At 64.9% G+C, this 17,959-nt stretch carries 14 protein-coding genes and 2 riboswitches; of the genes, 3 read left to right on the top strand and 11 right to left on the bottom strand.

Annotated elements, in window-relative coordinates; translation table 11 throughout:
* Window positions 1–140: 140 nt before the first annotated feature.
* The 8 genes from JHD07_RS10080 to JHD07_RS10045 form a co-directional block, all read right to left on the bottom strand.
* A complete protein-coding gene (locus tag JHD07_RS10080; protein ID WP_291621538.1) occupies window positions 141–1,562 on the bottom strand; it encodes an amidase in 1,422 nt (473 codons plus the stop codon).
* On the bottom strand, window positions 1,555–2,727 hold the full coding sequence (locus JHD07_RS10075) for a M20 aminoacylase family protein (RefSeq protein WP_291621536.1): 1,173 nt from the start codon (window positions 2,725–2,727) through the stop codon (window positions 1,555–1,557). Before JHD07_RS10075 ends, JHD07_RS10080 begins: the two co-directional genes overlap by 8 nt.
* 15 nt (window positions 2,728–2,742) lie before the next feature.
* Entirely contained in the window at window positions 2,743–4,248 is a 1,506-nt protein-coding gene (locus tag JHD07_RS10070) for a M81 family metallopeptidase (protein WP_291621534.1), read from the bottom strand.
* A gap of 260 nt (window positions 4,249–4,508) precedes the next feature.
* Entirely contained in the window at window positions 4,509–6,158 is a 1,650-nt protein-coding gene (locus JHD07_RS10065) for an ABC transporter ATP-binding protein (protein WP_291621532.1), read from the bottom strand.
* 130 nt (window positions 6,159–6,288) lie between these two features.
* Window positions 6,289–7,176: an ABC transporter permease gene (locus JHD07_RS10060; protein WP_291621530.1), complete on the bottom strand. Its 888-nt coding sequence runs from the start codon at window positions 7,174–7,176 to the stop codon at window positions 6,289–6,291.
* Between the two features lie 18 nt (window positions 7,177–7,194).
* Window positions 7,195–8,136: an ABC transporter permease gene (locus tag JHD07_RS10055; protein ID WP_291621528.1), complete on the bottom strand. Its 942-nt coding sequence runs from the start codon at window positions 8,134–8,136 to the stop codon at window positions 7,195–7,197.
* A gap of 176 nt (window positions 8,137–8,312) precedes the next feature.
* Entirely contained in the window at window positions 8,313–9,611 is a 1,299-nt protein-coding gene (locus JHD07_RS10050; protein ID WP_291621526.1) for a D-amino acid dehydrogenase, read from the bottom strand.
* 67 nt (window positions 9,612–9,678) lie between these two features.
* A riboswitch (glycine riboswitch) is annotated at window positions 9,679–9,784 on the bottom strand.
* 3 nt (window positions 9,785–9,787) lie between these two features.
* Window positions 9,788–9,892: riboswitch (glycine riboswitch) on the bottom strand.
* A gap of 95 nt (window positions 9,893–9,987) precedes the next feature.
* The gene (locus tag JHD07_RS10045; RefSeq protein WP_291621524.1) at window positions 9,988–11,118 is read right to left on the bottom strand and encodes a M20/M25/M40 family metallo-hydrolase; all 1,131 of its coding nucleotides are present in this window, start codon (window positions 11,116–11,118) and stop codon (window positions 9,988–9,990) included.
* Between the two features lie 268 nt (window positions 11,119–11,386).
* Here JHD07_RS10045 and JHD07_RS10040 point away from each other — a divergent pair, with 268 nt between their 5' ends.
* The gene (locus JHD07_RS10040) at window positions 11,387–12,994 is read left to right on the top strand and encodes an ABC transporter substrate-binding protein (protein ID WP_291621522.1); all 1,608 of its coding nucleotides are present in this window, start codon (window positions 11,387–11,389) and stop codon (window positions 12,992–12,994) included.
* Between the two features lie 562 nt (window positions 12,995–13,556).
* Here the strand turns inward: JHD07_RS10040 and JHD07_RS10035 are convergent.
* Complete coding sequence (locus tag JHD07_RS10035) at window positions 13,557–14,600, bottom strand: AraC family transcriptional regulator (RefSeq protein WP_291621520.1); 1,044 nt, start codon at window positions 14,598–14,600, stop codon at window positions 13,557–13,559.
* Between the two features lie 18 nt (window positions 14,601–14,618).
* Entirely contained in the window at window positions 14,619–14,852 is a 234-nt protein-coding gene (locus JHD07_RS10030; protein WP_291621518.1) for a hypothetical protein, read from the bottom strand.
* Between JHD07_RS10030 and JHD07_RS10025 the strand changes: the two genes are divergently transcribed.
* Together JHD07_RS10025 and JHD07_RS10020 are read left to right on the top strand one after the other, a co-directional pair.
* Window positions 14,851–15,585, top strand: a complete 735-nt coding sequence (locus JHD07_RS10025) for a hypothetical protein (protein WP_291621516.1) — start codon at window positions 14,851–14,853, stop codon at window positions 15,583–15,585. The genes JHD07_RS10030 and JHD07_RS10025 overlap by 2 nt on opposite strands.
* 55 nt (window positions 15,586–15,640) lie before the next feature.
* Window positions 15,641–16,996 carry an NCS2 family permease gene (locus JHD07_RS10020; RefSeq protein WP_366864219.1) on the top strand — a complete coding sequence of 452 codons (1,356 nt, stop codon included), beginning with the start codon at window positions 15,641–15,643 and terminating at the stop codon, window positions 16,994–16,996.
* Between the two features lie 60 nt (window positions 16,997–17,056).
* On the opposite strand, the gene JHD07_RS10015 is transcribed toward JHD07_RS10020, so the two are convergent.
* Window positions 17,057–17,959, bottom strand: a 903-nt coding sequence (locus tag JHD07_RS10015) for an MFS transporter (protein ID WP_291621514.1), incomplete at its 5' end; no start/stop codon positions are given.

Raw genomic sequence — 17,959 nt, 5'->3', positions numbered from 1 at the left:
GTCTCACACTTCGCTTCGCTCAATGTGAGCCGACCCTCCCCCTCCAGGGGAGGGTAAGCAAGAGTCTTTCGTATGTTGCCTGTCCCAAATCATTCGGGCTTGCGCCTAAAGGGCGCGCTGTCCCGGATGACGAAAGCGTCTCACTTGGCCGGCGGCTGCGGCCAGGCCCGCTGCGCGCCTCGCAGGCCCTCGAACGCCTTGGCCATGCCGAGCACACCGATGTCGTCGAAGCGGCGGCCGACGATCTGCACGCCGATCGGAAAGCCCTTGGCGTCGAAGCCCCCGTTGATCGAGATCGCCGGGTTCTCCGACATATTCCACGGCACGGTATAGGCGATGTGCTCGAACGGCTTCATCGGATCGTTGGTCGGCGAGGCCCAGTCGGCCGGATAGTTCACGTTCGGTGCGGTCGGCGAGATCACGTAGTCGAGTTCGCAGAACAGCTTCGCCGCCGCCGCACGGATCGCCATCGTCTGGTTGAAGCCGCGGATCACCTCGACGCCCGAGAGCTTCGCGCCGGACTCGCCCCAGGCGAAGATATAGGGCAGCACCTTGGCCCGCTCGGCCGGCGTCAGCCTGGACAGATCGTCCCACATCCGCGCGCGCCAGAAATTGTCGAGGCCGTCGAGCATCTCGCGCGTCAGGATGCCGTCGACTTCGGTGACCACGCTGCCTGCGGACTCGAACGCTTTGGCGGCCTCCACCGCGACCTCGCGCACCGGCTTGTCCGGCGGCAGGCCGCAGCCCGCATCGAGCATCAGACCGATGCGCAATTTGCGCGGGGATTTCTCCAGGCCCTTCCAATTGAGCGGCTCGGCGGGCAGGCTCATGCCGTCGCGCCGGTCGGGTTTTGCGATGACGCTCATCATCAGCGCGCAATCATCGACCGTGCGGGTCATGGGACCGGCGACGCGGCCGACATAGGTGGGATCGATCGGCACGCGGCCGAAGCTCGGCTTCAGGCCGACGAGGCCGCACCAACCCGCAGGCAGGCGCACCGAGCCGCCGATATCGGTGCCGAGATGCAGCGGGCCATAGCCGGCCGCGGCTGCTGCGCCCGCACCCGCACTGGAGCCGCCGGGATTCTTGGAGAGGTCCCAGGGGTTGCGCGCCAGCGCGTGGAAGCTGGACAGCCCGGAGGACAGCATGCCGTAATCGGGCATCGTGGTCTTGGCGAAGATGATCGCACCGGCCTCGCGCAGGCGCGCGGCGGGCGGGGCGTCCTTCTCGGCCGGCACCAGCTTGACGCTGGCGGCACCCAGCGGCACCGGCACGCCCTTGGTCGCGATGTTGTCCTTGACCGTGACGGGGACGCCGTCGAGCGCACCCGACGGCTCGCCGCCGCTCCAACGCGCGGTCGAGGCCTTGGCGGCCTCGCGTGCGCCGTCGGGATCGAAGGCATAGAGAGCGTTGAGATGCGGTTCCCACGCTGCGACATGCGCAAGCAAATCCTCCAGCACCTCGCTCGGCGAGAATTGCTTGGCGCGATAGCCCGCGATCAGGTCGACCGCGGACAGATCGTGCAGCGAGGTGACCGCGTTCTCGACGCTCTTTCTAGGCATTTCCGCCCACCGGCATGCGCGTCTCGACGATGCGGGCGAACACGCTGGCGCCGATCGGCAGGATCTTGTCGTCGAGCACGAAGCCGGGATTGTGCACCGGCACCGAGCCGTCATGCCCGACCCAGAAATAGGCCCCGGGGATGGTCTCCAGCATGTCCGCGAAATCCTCGCTGCCCATCTTCGGCTGCAGGCGGGTGATCACGTTGGAGGGATCGACGATCGTGCGGGCGACCTCCTCGACCACCTTGGACTGCTCCGCCTGGTTGATCAGGACGTTGAAAGTGTCGCGGATGTCGACCTCGATCACGCAGCTATAGGCGCTGGCGATGCCGGCGCAGATGGTGCGGATGCGTTCAGAGACCAGGGCGCGAACCTCTTTCGAGAAGGTGCGGATGGTGCCGCACAGATGCGCATCGCCTGGAATGACGTTGTAGGCGGAGCCCGCATGGATCTGGGTGATCGACACCACCGCGGCCTGCAGCGGCTCGACATTGCGGCTGACGATGGTCTGGATCGCCTGCGCCAGCGTCGTCGCGATGATCACGGCGTCCTTGGAGCGCTCGGGCATCGCGCCATGCGCGCCGTAGCCGGTGATGCGCAGGTCGAAGAAGTCGGCGCTGGCCATCGCCGGGCCCGGCAGGATCGCGATCTCGCCATGGTTGAGGTCGGGCGCGTTGTGCAAGCCGTAGAGCTCGTCACAGGGGAATTTCTCGAACAGGCCGTCCTTGATCATGGCGCGGGCGCCGCCGAGGCCTTCCTCGGCCGGCTGGAAGATCAGATGCACGGTGCCGTCGAAATTCCGGGTCTCGGCGAGGTAGCGCGCGGTGCCGAGCAGCATGGTGGTGTGGCCGTCATGGCCGCAGCCGTGGAAGCGGCCCGGGATTTTCGAGCTCCATTTCAGGTTGGTGTTCTCTTCCATCGGCAGCGCGTCCATGTCCGCGCGGAGACCAATGCGCTTGCCGCCCGAGCCCTTGCCCTTGATGACGCCGATCACGCCGGTGCCGCCGAGGCCGCGATGTACCTCGATGCCCCAGCTCTTCAGCTTGTCGGCGACGATGCCGGAGGTGCGCACTTCCTCGAAGCCGATCTCGGGATGGGCGTGGAGGTCACGCCTGATGGCGGTGAGTTCGTCGGCGTAGCCGTCGATGCGGTCGATCGTGGGCATGTGGTCCTGTCCGGGTTAGCGTGAAGGAGGATTGAAAACGGGGCCGTTCGGCTTGATGCGGATGCCCGGCCGCAGGCGCGTCCAGGGCAGGGTGGCGGTGTCGGCCGGCATCGCGCCGGGCGCGGCGCAGATCATCAGCTTCTCCGCGATCGGCTCGAAATCGGCGCGGAAGTGTACGGAGCTCTTGTTGACCAGGATCTTCTCTTTTGTGGGCTCGATGCCAACGTAACGATACATCGCCTGGTCGGCGAGCTGGGCCTTGTGCGAGGAGACGACGACGCGGACATCGCCGATGCGCAAGGCCGCGGACGGGCCCATCTCCATCTCGCGGCCGCCATAATAGGGACCGGGCGCGACGAAGCGGCCATCGGAGAGCTTCTCGACGACGAAGGTCTCGCGGTAGGGTTCGTCGCCGGGAATGCCCGACTTGCCGCCGAGCGACAGCGTCACGGTGGCGCCGACGCCGGCCGCATGCGCGGCCTTGGCCGATTCCGGATCGTAGATCGCTCCCGTTGCGGCGCTCGCCTTGTTGCGCACCAGCGCGCGCAGCATGCCCGTGGTGTCGGAATCGCCGCCGGCGCCCGGGTTGTCCTGGGTGTCGGCGATGATGATCGGCTTGCTGGCGTTCTTCGCCAGTTCCATGGCGTGGCGCACGCCCTCATCGGGCGACCAGATCTTGCCGTCGAAATCGTTTTCGTGGCTTTCGATCAGCCTCACGATCGCATCGGCCGCGCGGTCGGCGTCCGCCTGCGTCTTGCCATAGGCGAATACGCTCGGCCCGCAGTCGCGGAAATCCGCGGCGGGAAAGCCGGGCGCGAAAGACAGCGTCGGAACCGCATCGCTCTCCAGCGCCGCGAGTTTTTCATAGATGCCTTTGGTCGGCTGGTCGTTGGTGCATTGCCAGCTGATCGGGATCAGGAACGGCAATTGCCGGAAGGCTTTTGCCAGGCGCTGCTTGGTCTTCAGCAGCAAAGCCAGATGCCGCGCGCAGGCGCGGCCGGTCTCGGCCATGTCGACATGGGGATAGGTGCGGTAGGCGATCAGCGCGTCGGCATGCGCGATCATCTCGGGGGTGACGTTGGCATGCAGGTCGAGGCTCGTGACCAGCGGAACCTCATTGCCGATGACGCGGCGCACGCGCGCCAGAATCTCGCCTTCGCCGTCGTCGAGATGCTCGGTCACCATGGCGCCGTGCAGATCGAGATAGACCGCGTCGAGCGGGCCGGCGGCTGCGATGCCGTCGACCATCACCTTGACGATGCGCTCGAACGCGTCCTTGGTGACATGCGCCGAAGGGCTCGCGCCGCAAGCGATGGTCGGAACGAGTTCCCAGCCGTTCGCCTCGGCGCTGTCGACGAATCCGGCGAGGCCGACATTGATGCGGCGCATCACCTTCAAGACGTCGGCGCCTTCCGTCATCGCCGGCCAGCCGCCGCCATGCTGGAAGTCCGCGAACGTCGCCTTGGTCGGCGCGAAGGTGTTTGTCTCGTGCAGGAAGCCGCCGACGGCAATACGTGTCATTCAGTTCAGTCCCAATTGAAAGTGCGCGACGTTAGCCTTGGCCTTGCGAGAAGAGCAAGGCAGGAAGCAATCGCGCGGCGCATGGGGTCAGATCGTTTTGGGAATGCTGCGCTCTCTCCTCGTCATTCCGGGGCGCGCGTAGCGCAAACTATGGTGCGCAATTGCGCACCTGAGAATCCATCGTGCGACGGAAGTCCGCGGCCAAATGGATTCCGGGCTCATCGCTGCGCGATGCCCCGGAATGACGACAGAGAGTGTTGCTACGCGCGCGCCGCCACGCTCTCGGCCACCGGCCGGAAGTTCGCAAAATCCCAATCGCGCCCGGGCGCGGCATCCAGCAGCGCCTTGGTATAGGCCTCCTTCGGATGCGTCAGCACCTCGCCGGCGGGGCCCTGTTCCACGACGCGACCGTGCTGCATCACCACCACCTCGTCGCAGATCTGCGCGGCGACGCGAAGGTCATGGGTGATGAACAGGATGGCGATGCCGAGCCGCTTCTGGATCTCGTCCAGGAGTTCCAGCACCTGCGCCTGCACCGAGACGTCGAGCGCGGAGACCGCTTCGTCCGCGACCAGCACGTCTGGATCGAGCGCGAGTGCGCGGGCAATGGCGATGCGCTGGCGCTGGCCGCCGGAGAACTGGTGCGGATAGCGCGAGACGGCATCGGCCGGCAGGCCGACCAATTCGAGCAATTCGCGCGCGCGCTTCATCGCGTCGGCATGCGCCACGCCGTAATTGACCGGGCCTTCCGCAATGCTCTCGCCGACTGTGACGCGCGGGTTGAGCGAGCGATAGGGGTCCTGGAACACGATCTGGATCTTCTGCCGGTGCGGCTGCAGCAGGCGGCGCGAGATGTCGGCGATCTCGCGGCCGGCGAGGCGCACGCCGCCCGAGGTCGGATCGATCAGGCGGACGATGCAGCGTGCCACCGTCGATTTGCCCGAGCCGCTTTCGCCGACGATGCCGAGGGTGCGGCCCTTGCGCAGCGTGAGCGTGACCTTGTCGGCGGCCACGACCTCGCGGCCTTTGCCGAAGAAGGCGCGCTCCTTGTAGACCTTGCTGAGCTCGTTGGCCTCCAGGACGACGGGCTCGCGGCTGTCCTCGCGCGGCGGCCGCGGCACCAGGCTCGGCACCGACGAAAGCAGGTTGCGGGTGTATTCCATGGTCGGATTGCGCAGCACGGTTTCGAGCGGACCGGTCTCGACCAGCCGGCCCTGCCGCATCACCGCGACGCGGTCGGCGATCTCGGCGACCACGCCCATGTCATGCGTGATGAACAGCACGGCGGTGCCGTGATCGCGCTGGAGCTCGCGGATCAGGGACAGGATCTGCTTCTGCGTGGTGACGTCGAGCGCGGTGGTCGGCTCGTCCGCGATCAGGAGCTTCGGCTCCAGCACCAGCGCCATCGCGATCATGATGCGCTGGCGCTGGCCTCCGGAGAGACGGTGCGGATAGGAGGCAAAGATGCGCTCGACCTGGGGCAAATGGACCTGCTCCATCATGTCGAGAATGCGCTTCCTGCGGGCCCTCGCGTCGAGCTTGGTGTGCGCGCGCAGCACCTCGTCGATCTGGCGGCCGACCGGTACCACCGGATTGAGCGCGGTCATCGGCTCCTGGAAGATCATCGCCATCTGCGTCGCGCGAAGCTGGCGCAGGCGGCGGTCAGTCGCGGTGAGCAGCTCCTCGCCGACCAGCTTGACGCTGCCGCCGGTCGGCACCAGCGTGCCCTTCGGCAGCAGGCCCATCGTGGTGAGCGAGGTCACCGACTTGCCCGAGCCGCTCTCGCCGACGAGGCACAGCGTCTCGCGCGCGCGCACCTGGATCGAGATGCCGTCGAGGATGTTGGCCCCGTTCGGCTTCTTGCCGACGGAGACGACGAGGTTGTTAATGTCGAGGATGGTGTCGGTCACGTCAATTCTCTCCGTCATTCCGGGACGCGCGTAGCGCGAACCCGGAATCCATCGGGCCGCAGTGTCGGGGGTGAAATGGATTCCGGGCTCGCGCCATGGGGCGCGCCCCGGAATGACAGTGCAACTTGCATCACTTCCCCTCCCGCTGCTTCATGCGGGGATCTAGGGCGTCACGGGCGGCGTCGCCGATCAGGTTGATGCTGAGGATGGCGATCGAGAGTAGAAGGCCCGGCCAGAAGATCAGCGACGGCTTGATCTGGAAGTACTGGCGACCCTCCGCCATGATGTTGCCCCAGGTCGGCGTCTCCGGCGAGATGCCGGCGCCGAGGAAGGAGAGGATGGCCTCGGTCAGGATCGCGGACGCGCAGATATAGGTGCCCTGGACGATCAGCGGCGCAATCGTGTTCGGCATCAAATGGCGCCACATGATCTTCGGCAGGCTCGAGCCGACCGAGATCGCGGCCTCCACGTAAGGCTCCTCGCGTGCCGACAGCACGACCGAGCGGACCAGGCGCGCGACGCGCGGAATCTCGGGGATCGTGATCGCGATCAGCACGGTCCAGAGGCTGGCGCCGGACAGCGACACCACGGCGATCGCGAGCAGGATGCTCGGCATCGCCATCAGGCCGTCCATGATGCGCATCATCACGGCATCGACCAGCTTGAAGAAGCCGGAGACGAGGCCGATCGCGAGCCCGATGACGATCGACAGGATCGCGGCGCCGATCCCGATCAGTAGCGAGATGCGGCCGCCATAGATCACGCGCGACAACACGTCGCGTCCGTAGGCGTCGGTGCCGAGCAGGAACTGGCCGGATGAGGGCTTCAGCCGCTGCGAGGGCGCGAGCTGGATCGGGTCATGCGGCGCGATCAGCGGCGCCAGGATCGAGATCAACACGATCAGGGCGAGCAGGAACGTCGCCGCGGCGATGATCGGCGTCGAGGTGAGGAATCCGAACCGCGGCCGCAGCGGCGTGGTGATCGGAATGGACGACTGGGGAAGGGTATCGACCGACATATTGTTGTTGTCCTTGCCTCAGTACCGGATCCGGGGGTCGAGAAGGGTGTAGGCGACGTCGATGACGAGATTGACGACGACGTAGATCAACGACGTCAGCAGGATCATCGCCTGGATCACCGGATAGTCGCGCGCCAGCACCGCATCGACGGTGAGGCGCCCGATGCCGGGGATGTTGAACACGCTCTCGGTGACGACGACGCCGGAGATCAGCAGCGCGAAGCCGGTGCCGATCACGGTGATCACGGGCACCGCGGCGTTGCGTAGCGCATGGCGCATCATCACGGCAACCTCGTTGATGCCCTTCGCGCGCGCCGTTCGCACGTAGTCTTCACCGAGCACGTCGAGCATCGCCGCGCGCGTCATGCGCGCGATCAGTGCGATGTAGATGAAGGAGAGCGCGCAGGTCGGCAGGATTATGCGCTCGAAGAACGGACCGAAGCCGTTGAAGATGCTGCGGAAGCCCTGCACCGGCACCCAGCGCAGCTCGATCGCGAAGACCTGGATCAGCACATAGCCGACCACGAATACCGGCACCGAGAAGCCGAGCACGGACAGGCCCATGACAAAACGGTCGATCCAGGTGCCATGCTTCCAGGCGGCGATCACCCCCAGGGGAACCGCGACGATCACGGCGAGGACGATGGTGCACAGCGCGATCGAGATCGACGGCTCGACGCGCTGGCCGATCATCTTGATGACCGGCAGGTTGGAGATCAGCGACGTCCCGAGGTCGCCGTGCAGCAGCTTGTTTACCCAGGTGATGAACTGCACGATCAGGGGCTCGTTGAGGCCGAGCGAGTCGCGGATGCGCTCGAGCCGCTCGGGCGTGGCGTTGTCGCCGGCCAGAATCGCGGCGGGATCGCCCGGCGTCAGCCGCAGCAGCAGGAACACGAACAGCGCGACGACGCCCATCACGGGCACCGCGGCCAGAACGCGGCGAATAAGATAACCCAGCATGCACCTATCTCCGGCTACGTAACGTGGGGGGCCTCGAGGCGCCCGTGAACTCTGTCGTGTCTATCATGCCTGTCACTTGGGCTGAAAAGGCCGCCCGGAGACGCCGTCCTCTTGGGGCAAATTGTGTGCCAAGGCCAGCGCTGTCGCAAGAGGCAGGCATGTCTCCGGTTGGCCACTCAGGATGCATGCCGCAGCTCACGCTCAACCCCAAGTGAGGCAACGGTCGGCGGTGCGTTGAGCCCACGCCAGCCGTCGATGGTCCCGGCGATCATCTGCGCGCTCGCCGCGGCCAAGGTCCAGCCGAGATGACCGTGCCCGGTGTTGAAGAACACGCCCGGCATCCGTCCTGCGCGGACCACCGGCATCATGTTCGGCATCATCGGGCGCAACCCGGCCCAGGGCACGACGCGCGACGTTTCGACGGCGGGGAAGTTGCCGCGAACCCAGTCGATCAGCGGCTGCACGCGGTCGGCGCGGATGTCGCGGTTGAAGTCGTTGAACTCGGCCGTGCCGGCCACGCGGAAGCGATCCGCGCCGAGCCGGCTGGTGACGATCTTGGCGGCCTCGTCGAGCAGGCTCACCGTCGGGGTGGCGCTGCGGCTCTCGGCGGTGTCGAGCTGCACGGTGATCGAATAGCCCTTGACCGGATAGACGTTGACGCGCTCGCCGAGCAGGGCGGCGAAGTGACGGCTGGCAACCCCGGCGCAGACTACGACGCCGTCCGCCTTCAGCATGCCGCGCGCGGCGGCCGCATTGCTCGCGGCAAGGTCGGCCCAGCCGAGCACGAAGCCGCTGCCGGCAGGCGCGATCGAATCGATGCCCGCTTCGTGGATGAAGGTTGCGCCACGCCGCTTGCAGGCGTCCGCCAACCCGCGGGTGAACTTGTGGATGTCGCCGGTTGCATCCGACGGCGTGTAGAAGCCGCCATAATAATCTTTGCGCAGCGTCGGCTCGATGCTGCGGATTTCATCCGGCGTCACAGGGCGGCGGTCGAGACCGCCTTCCTGCAGCAGCGCGTTGACGCGCAGGCCGGATTCGAACCCGGCCTTGTCGCGATAGATGTGAAGGATGCCGCGGCGCTCGAGATCGAAGTCGATGCCCTCGCGCGTCGCAAGGTCGAACAGATACTTGCGGGCTTCGATCGCGAGCCGTGTGGTCTCGATCGTGTTGGCGCGGTAGTTGCCGATGTTGGCGACGAACTCGCTCATCCACGAATATTTGTGCCAGTTCGGCCGCGGATTCATCAGCAGCGGCGCGTCGCGCCGGAACATCCAGCGCAAGCCCTTCAGGATCGTCGCGGTGCTGTTCCAGACTTCGGCGTTCGAAGCGGAGAGCTGTCCGCCATTGGCGAAGGACGTCTCCATCGCGGCGTAACGGTGCTTGTCCAGCACCGTCACCTTGTAGCCGCGTTCGAGCAGCGCATAGGCGGTCGTGACGCCGGTGATGCCGGCGCCGATGATGGCGATATGAGTCATGACGTGGTTCGGGGCTCCCGTGTTTAGAGTCGGCTAACCGCCGGCCAAAGGCCGTTGGCGGCGCCCCATCTGTCACGGTTACCTGAGAGCTTGACCCGCCGCGGATTGCGCGGCGGATTATCCCCTTCGGTGGACGTCACGATTGCCTGCAATCGCGCTGCCTCTCTCCAGATCGTCCTGACGATACGGTCCTTTTGCCTGAGAGTTTCCGGGGCGGTTGCTCCGTCGGCGCCGCAATGAAGGCTGAAAGCCTTCGTTGCGATCTCTCCCGCGTCGTCGCGTGGACGGCCGAGCAGTACGATACGCCTCATTTTTAGACAAGGCTAAATTTAAACCGCCACTGCCGCCGTATTGTGCAGTGCGATGTTGATTCAACTTATTCCAGCGTCGCCAGCAATCCCGCCATCAAGCGGCCGCGCTCGACCAGGCTGTCGACCTCGATGAACTCTTCGAGCGTGTGGCCATTGCCGCCGCGCACACCGAGGCCGTCGAGGGTGGGGATTCCCATCGCGCCGGTGAAGTTGCCGTCCGAGCCGCCGCCGGAGCTTGCATGCGGCAATTCCATGCCGAGAGATTTGGCAATGCCGCGGGCCTGTTCATACAGCGCCATGGTGCCGGCATCGGGCTCCCAGACCGGCCGTGTCACGCCGCGCGTGACCTTGAAGGTGACGTCGTTGCTGGTGCCGGACAGCGCCAGCATCCGTTCGACGCCGCGATCGAGATCGGCCTGGCGCTTGGCCATGGAGAGCGCTTCGCCGGTCGCCGTGGTGGCAACGCAATTTACCCATTGGCCGCCATGGACCACGCCGACCGAGAAGGTGCAGTCCTCGGTCGTCATCGCGTCGATCGCGAGGATCTGGCGCGCCATCTCGCGGATCGCCGAGCGTCCGGCCGACAACGTCGCGCCGGCGTGGCTCGGCCGGCCCGTCGCCTCGAGATTGAAGCGGGCGATGGCGTAGCGCCCGGTGGTGACGCCGTTGTCGGCGCGGCCGGGCTCAGGCACCAGCACATACTTGTTGCGCGCGGCTTCCGCCTCGATGATGTCGCGTGTGGAGGGCGTGCCGACTTCCTCGTCCGGCGTGAACAGCACGGTGATCGGCAGCGGCGTCGTGAAAGAGGCGCGCGCCAGCTGCCGGATGGCTTCCAGCGAGAGGTAGTTGCCGCCCTTCATGTCGTAGATGCCGGGGCCGTAGCACTTGTTGCCCTCGCGCCGCCATTTCAGCTTCTCGATGGTGCCGACCGGATGGACGGTATCCATGTGTCCGGCGATCAGGATGCCCGGCTCGCCCTGCTTGGGATGGGGAAAACGCGCGCGGATGACGCCGCCGAAGCCCTGGCGGCCGGCGATGCGTTCGATCGTCGCACCCATGATCGCCATATCCCGCGCTGCGATATCGAGCATGCGGTCCACGGCGCCGGCGTCCCAGGTCGGGCTTTCGCATTCGACCCAGCCGCGCAGGCCCTCGAGCATGGCCTCGGAATCAAAGGGAAGATTGGCAGGATTCATCTCAATGTCTCTCAAGCATGGAAAGATGGAACGCGCATTGCATTGGCGCGGACGGGACAAGCGGAGGGTGTTGTAGGGCCAAACCGGTCTTTGTGGAGCCCGTGCGCGCGCCGCCAGGGCTTGCACCGAAACCGGATTGACGCGCTTCGCACTGTCTGCAAGTCTCGAAAAGATAAAGGCATTGCATGAGGTTAGATCGCCCAACGAACGAACCTCATGCTCAACCAATAATCTGCCTTTGAACAGTTTCACGTCAGGAGAACTTTCTATGTTCCACTTCATGCGCCGGGGGCCTCGCGCGTTCGCCTCCAAACTTGCGCTGTCGGTCGTCGCGCTTTCGACCGCGCTGGCCTCGCCGGTGCTTGCGGCCGGCAAGACCCTCACCGCGGTGATGCATTCGGATCTGCGCATCATCGATCCGATCTTCACCACGGCCTACATCACGCGTGACCATGGCTACATGGTTTACGACACGCTGGTGGCCACCGATTCCAACTTCAAGGTCCAGCCGCAGATGGCGGACTGGAAGGTCTCCGACGACAAGCTCACCTACACCTTCACGCTGCGCGACGGCCTGAAGTGGCATGATGGTGCGCCGGTGACGGCGGAGGACTGCGTCGCTTCGCTGAAGCGCTGGGCTGCGGTCGACGGCATGGGCCAGAAGCTCATGGACTTCACCGCCAGCATCGAGGCGACCGATCCGAAGACCATCACGCTGAAGCTGAAGGAGCCCTACGGCCTGGTGCTCGACTCCATCGGCAAGCCGTCCTCGCGCGTCGCCTTCATGATGCCGAAGCGCCTTGCGGAGACGCCGCCGGACAAGCAGATCCCGGAGCAGATCGGCTCCGGTCCCTTCAAGTTCGTGCAGGGCGAATTCCAGCCCGGCGTGAAGGCGGTGTACGTCAAGAACACCGACTACGTGCCGCGCAAGGAGCCGGCGAGCTGGACCTCCGGCGGCAAGGTGGTGAAGGTCGACCGTGTCGAGTGGATCACCATGCCGGACTCGCAGACCGCGGTGAACGCGCTGCAGTCGGGCGACATCGATTTCATGGAGAACCTGCCGTTCGACATGTTGCCGGTGCTGGAAGGCAACAAGGAGCTCACGATCCAGGTTCTGAACAAGTTCGGCTTTCAGACGCTCGGCCGGATGAACTTCCTGCATCCGCCGTTCGACAACGTGAAGGTGCGTCGCGCCGCCTTGCTGGCCATCAACCAGAAGGACGTGCTCGATGCGCTGGTCGGCAACGCCAAATACCAGAAGATCTGCGGTGCGTTCTTCATTTGCGACACGCCGCTCGCGACTGATATCGGCTCGGAGACCCTGGTCAAGGGGAACGGCATGGCGGAAGCCAAGAAGGCTCTCGCCGAGTCCGGCTATGACGGCACGCCGATCGTGATCATGGCCCCCGGCGACGTCACGACGCTGAAGGCGCAGCCGATCGTTGCGGCTCAGCTGCTGCGCGAGGCGGGCTTCAAGGTCGACCTTCAGGCGACCGACTGGCAGACGGTGGTGAGCCGCCGCGCCAGCCAGAAGCCGCCGAAGGAAGGCGGCTGGAACATGTTCTTCACCAACTGGGTCGCGGCCGACGTCTCCAACCCGATCGCCAATCTCTCGATCGGCGGCCAGGGCAAGAAGGGCTGGTTCGGCTGGGCGGAGGACGCCAAGATCGAGCAGCTCAAGGACGCTTTCGTCCGCGCGGCCTCGGTCGACGATCAGAAGAAGATCGCCGCCGACATCCAGAAGCAGGCCTATGAGCAGGTGATCTACATTCCGCTGGGGCAGTATCTGATCCCGAGCGGCTGGCGTAAATCGCTGACCGGCGTGCTCGACGGTCCCGCGACCCCGGTGTTCTGGAACGTCGACAAGAAAGAGTAGACGCAGCACGCCTCGCGTGTGGAAAATGAACGGCGCCGCAGTCTCCTGCGGCGCCGTTTTCTTTCAACGATTTTTGGATCGCTATGGTCTAACAGTGACTGTCGCGCAGCTGCTCCAGGCCTTCGCTCGCGAACGCTAGGCTCGGACCCATCCGTTCATCGGACCGAGGCCGCGAAATCGGCTGTTCGATCTCGGACGCGAGCTGGTCCGATCTGTTGTCTTGTTCCATCTCGACCATCCTCTGAATTGCTGCGGTACAACATCGGCAGGGGCGGGAAGTTCCTGACGGATGGTCACGAAAGGTGCGCCGACAATTGCGTCCTTCACTGGACGTTTTCCTGCGACCTCGGGCGATGGCAGCATTCAGCTTCCCGCCTGAACCGATCGCCTTGCCTGCGGCCGACAGCTGTCGAAATGCCATCGACATCGCCGAGGCCCGAGGCCGGGGGGAGTTATCGACTTGGCCGATCAACAACCGCTTGAATTGATTGCCCCGGCCCGCTGCAGACCGTGAGACAAATCGATCTGCATTATCGTGGCTTGCCGCAAAGCCTGCTACCCGTCACCCCTTCGAGTGACCGTCGGCATTTCGCCTGTCGCGCCTGGAACGACGGTACTCGCGCGGCGTGACCCCGGCAAAGGCCAGCATCCTGGCAACGAGATGACTCTGGCTTGAGAAGCCCGCTTCCGCGGCCACGGCGGCTATCGACATCGTTTCATGTTCAAGCAGCCACATCGCACGACGAAGGCGCTCGTCCCGGACGTAGTGTCCGGGGGTCGTTCCGAACGCATGCCGGAATGCAAGGGCGAAGCGAGTCGTTCCCATGCCCACCAGACTGGCCAACGCGGGGACGTCGATGCGGCCGTCCAACGACGCGCCGATATAGCTCCGTAGAACCTCGATCTGGGTCCCTGTCAGCGTCGGTTGGCCGGTATGGCCCGGTGTCGGCAAAACACCGGCATCGGCCTCGCCATGCGCGGGCGCAGAGCGCCCATATCTTGCGAAATTGTGGGGGTGCTGGTCGAGCAGCAACGACACTCCGTGCTCCGCAACGCTCTCAACTGGGTCGGCCGGACAGTCATGAATGGCGGTGAGTGCGTCCAGCGCGCCAACGATTTCGGCCCATCTGGCGGCAAGGGACGGTGCCAGGGGCGAAGAGTCGAGTTTGAGTGGCTCCGCTGGGGCAGCCCCCAGATACGAACGGCAAGCGGCATTCACCAGGGACGGTGCAATGATGATCGCAGTATCGGCGAGGTCGTGCGACGTCTCGACCTCACGAGCCGCTCCGGATGCGAAAGGTATCCAGCGGCCTTGCTCGCAATCGACGACCCGATCGGGTGTCTGCACTCTTGCGTTTCCCTTCGTGCGCAAGAAGATGGCGAGACCCCCGTCATCTGGAGCCAACCCCTCGAGGCTCAGCCGGAAGGGCATCGAGAAACGAGCTCGAATGACGCCGACGCCGCCGGCCGAACGTCCATGCAGCGTGATCCGGGCCCGGCGGTCATCGCCCAGAAACGAAAATCGGTTCTTGCCGTAAAGGCTTGTCAGCGTCGCTCTTACCTGATCGGGGCCGGCGTCGGAAAAACGGAAGTTACCCAAATTCATTTTTCCCTCCCTCGCTCATCAGCGGGGCTGTGCGGGCTCGTAAATGATTGGCGTGAGGCTTTTGATGGCCGATGTAAAAAATGCGTCGAAATCTGCAAGCGGAGTTCCGCCATTGTGCCCTATGGAGAAGTCCGGCGCCAGCGGCCGCTCGCGTTGCGGCGAGGGCGGCGCATCTAAAAGGTGAACAGCAATGATTTTGACCAAGAGATTGGAAGTGCTGGTTTTGGGGGCGACCGTTTCCAGCGTGCTCATGGCAGCTCCCGCGCTCGCCGGCACGGTCTTCACCGACGGCGCGTTCAGTACGAGCGATTATATTGTTACCTCTTATTCGGGTCCGGCAGTAACGACGTCCTATGGACAGACGCCTTCGGGCAATCCCGGCACTGCACTGGAAGGCAGCTACGGCGCACAGGGCGGAAATGCTTCCGGGGTGTTGTTCACGGCCATCAACACGAACTTCGTATACAATCCGGGCGTAAGTGGTGCCATCGGCTCGCTATCAGCCTCTCTCGACCGGTTCTTCGAGCCGACGGTCAATGGGGCGCAGATCGCAGTCGGGAGCTATTCCCTTCGCATCCTGGCGCAGCAGGACGGTAAGATCTACCAAAGCATCTTTACGTTCGGCCCGTTCAATCAGCCCGGCGGCAGCTGGTACACGCTGGCCGCGACGAATATTCAGGCAAGTGATTTCAAGCTGTTCGACCCCGCCAACTTCAGTGCAGCGGGATCGGCGACCGGGCTGGACTTCTCGGGAGACGCCATCACTTTCGGCTTCGCTATGCGAGCGGCCGGTGCTGTCGATGCGAACGGCGATCCGATCGATTTGCCCTCGTCGGGCATTTTGCGAGCCGACAACTTTGAGCTTTCGATCGCAGCGGTCCCCGGGCCGGTCGTCGGGGCAGGATTGCCCGGCCTGATCATTGCCTTCATTGGGATCGGAATCGCACTGCGGTCGCGCAGGAGCTTGTCGCCGCTGGCGGCCTGACCTCCCGCGTGCGAAGCTCCGGCCCGAGCACGATTGGCCGCAGGCTTGGAAGGTCATGGACGCGTCGCCCGATTCCGACGATACGATCGACGATGATCGGAGCGGACGACGCGCCAAGCGCGGCCTTATGGAGCGTCGCTTCCTCATCTCGGCACGTGGGAGCACCGTCGGCAGGGAAATCCTTGCCGGCCTGACGACCTTCGTGGCCATGGTCTACATCGTCGCCGTCAATCCCGCGGTGATGGCCCAGGCCGGCATGGACCGCAGCGACGTCGCGATCGCGACGATCATCGTCTCGATTGCCGGCAGCATGGCAACCGGCTTGTTGGCAAACCTGCCGCTGGGTCTTGCCCCATCCATGGGATCCAACGCGTTCTTTGCTTACGTGATCGTTGGTCAGATGGGCCTGTCATGGCAGGCTGGCCTTGCGATCATGCTGGGGTCCGGGGTCATCGTGCTCTTGCTTGGCGTCGCTGGCATACGCGAGCGCCTTACGCGAGGCATTCCGGACGACATGAAGATCGGCTTGAACGCTGCCTTCGGAGTGTTCCTATGCCGGATTGCGGTCAGCCAGATTGGTCTTTCAGCCGGCCCGGATTCCCGCTCCGACGCGGGATTGATACTCTTGCTCGTTGCCGCAATACCCGCAACGTTCGTACTGGCCGCACGCCGGACTCCGGGAGCCCTGATCGGATCCGTCCTGGTCACGGCGACGATCTGTGAATTGGTGAGCGGGCGTGGCATGGCGAATATGTTCGCGGTCTTGCTTCCGGTTTGGCCGCATTGGCCTCTGCATACGGCATTCGCGCTGGACCTCGGTCCTCTTGCAGCAAAGCCGCTGGAGGGACTGATCGCGCTGGCCTTCGTGACCTTCAACGAATGCGTCGGGCTGATCGCCACCACCGTCACCGTGACGCGAACCGCCGGTCTTGAGATCGCCGGCAGCGTGCGTGCCGCCTATATGAGCGACGCATCTGCGACAGTGCTTGGTGGCCTTCTCGGCACCGCGAGCGTCAGTCCATACATCGAATCCGTCGCGGGCGTCGAAGCCGGAGGCCGCACCGGCCTGACCGCGATCGTGGCGAGCGTTGGATTCATCGCGACCCTGTTCTTCTCGCCGCTGTTTTCGTCCATCCCGCCGGTTGCGACCACGCCTGCGTTGATGACCCTGGGCGGACTGATGGCATGGCGCAGCATCGGCGAGCTCGCGGCAAAGGACATGGTTTCGGCCATCATGAGCGTCACCATGGCCGTTGCCGCCCTGTTATCCGGCAATTTGACCGATGCTCTGGCGCTGGGGATGATTGTCTACCTCGTCGCGCGATGGCATGCCGGCATCGTTTCCCGACCTGCGCGGGTTTTCTGCATCCTGTTCGTCGCGACGTGGGCAGTTTCCAAGCTTGCGGTCTGAGTTCTCAACTGCAGACACGCATGCGCCCTATCAGCGGCCCATGCACGAGCTTGAATCGGGCTAGTTGATCGGGCGATGATGCGGCCTGAACAGCCGCCCTTTCTCCACGACCAGCACGATCGCGAGCGCGGCGAGCGTCGACAGGAAGAAGCCGACGGAGAAGGGCATCAGCGTGCCGTCGAAGCTCTGCCCGATCGCCATGCCGACCGCGATCCCGATCAGCGTCGTGATCGAGCCGTAGAGCGAGGAGGCGGTCCCGGCGATGTGGCCCTGCGGCTCCATCGCGAGCGCGGTGAAATTGGCGACCATCATGCCGAACGAGAACATCATCAGCGCGGAGAGCAGCATGAACAGCGCGAGCGGCAGCACGCCGAGGCTTTCCGTCAGCAGCATGACGCCGGCGACCGCGGCATAGAGCGCCAGCGCGCCGTGCGAGATCACGCGCATGCCGAGCCGCCCGACCAGCCTTGCATTGAGGAAGCCGGCAATGGCGACGCCGGCCGCGATCGCCGCGAAAGCGAGCGGGAAGTAGCGACCGAGATGGTAGATGCCGGTGAAGATCTGCTGGGCGCAGAACACGTAGGCGAACAGCGCGCCCATCACGCTGCCGGCGGCGGTGGCATAGCCGATGGTCTGGCGATGGGTCACGGTCTGCCGAAACGCCGAGAGCACGTCGGCGGGCGCCAGCGACCTGCGCTTTGACTCTGGAAGCGTCTCCGGGAGCCGCAGCACGCACCAGGCGAGCGCGAGCAGGCCGTACAGCGTCAGCACCACGAAGATGCCGCGCCACGCCGTGACCAGCAGCACAGTCTGTCCGAACGAGGGCGCGACCACGGGCACCGCGATGAAGATCATCATGGCGAGCGACATCACGCTCGCCATGCGGCGTCCGGCATAGCAGTCGCGCACGATGGAGGTCGCGATCACACGCGTCGCCGCGGTGCCGAGCCCTTGCAATGCGCG

Origin of the sequence: Bradyrhizobium sp., from assembly GCF_016462955.1 — a bacterium.
Taxonomy (GTDB): domain Bacteria; phylum Pseudomonadota; class Alphaproteobacteria; order Rhizobiales; family Xanthobacteraceae; genus Bradyrhizobium.
This window is presented reverse-complemented; position numbering and strand designations above follow the sequence as displayed.

Bases quoted from the DNA above. Each gene is read 5' to 3' on its own strand.
- JHD07_RS10055 (WP_291621528.1), bottom strand. From the start codon at position 8,136: ATGCTGGGTTATCTTATTCGCCGCGTTCTGGCCGCGGTGCCCGTGATG.
- JHD07_RS10075 (WP_291621536.1), bottom strand. From the start codon at position 2,727: ATGCCCACGATCGACCGCATCGACGGCTACGCCGACGAACTCACCGCC.
- JHD07_RS10025 (WP_291621516.1), top strand. From the start codon at position 14,851: ATGGCAGCTCCCGCGCTCGCCGGCACGGTCTTCACCGACGGCGCGTTC.
- JHD07_RS10070 (WP_291621534.1), bottom strand. From the start codon at position 4,248: ATGACACGTATTGCCGTCGGCGGCTTCCTGCACGAGACAAACACCTTC.
- JHD07_RS10080 (WP_291621538.1), bottom strand. From the start codon at position 1,562: ATGCCTAGAAAGAGCGTCGAGAACGCGGTCACCTCGCTGCACGATCTG.
- JHD07_RS10045 (WP_291621524.1), bottom strand. From the start codon at position 11,118: ATGAATCCTGCCAATCTTCCCTTTGATTCCGAGGCCATGCTCGAGGGC.
- JHD07_RS10060 (WP_291621530.1), bottom strand. From the start codon at position 7,176: ATGTCGGTCGATACCCTTCCCCAGTCGTCCATTCCGATCACCACGCCG.
- JHD07_RS10050 (WP_291621526.1), bottom strand. From the start codon at position 9,611: ATGACTCATATCGCCATCATCGGCGCCGGCATCACCGGCGTCACGACC.
- JHD07_RS10030 (WP_291621518.1), bottom strand. From the start codon at position 14,852: ATGAGCACGCTGGAAACGGTCGCCCCCAAAACCAGCACTTCCAATCTC.
- JHD07_RS10035 (WP_291621520.1), bottom strand. From the start codon at position 14,600: ATGAATTTGGGTAACTTCCGTTTTTCCGACGCCGGCCCCGATCAGGTA.
- JHD07_RS10040 (WP_291621522.1), top strand. From the start codon at position 11,387: ATGTTCCACTTCATGCGCCGGGGGCCTCGCGCGTTCGCCTCCAAACTT.
- JHD07_RS10020 (WP_366864219.1), top strand. From the start codon at position 15,641: ATGGACGCGTCGCCCGATTCCGACGATACGATCGACGATGATCGGAGC.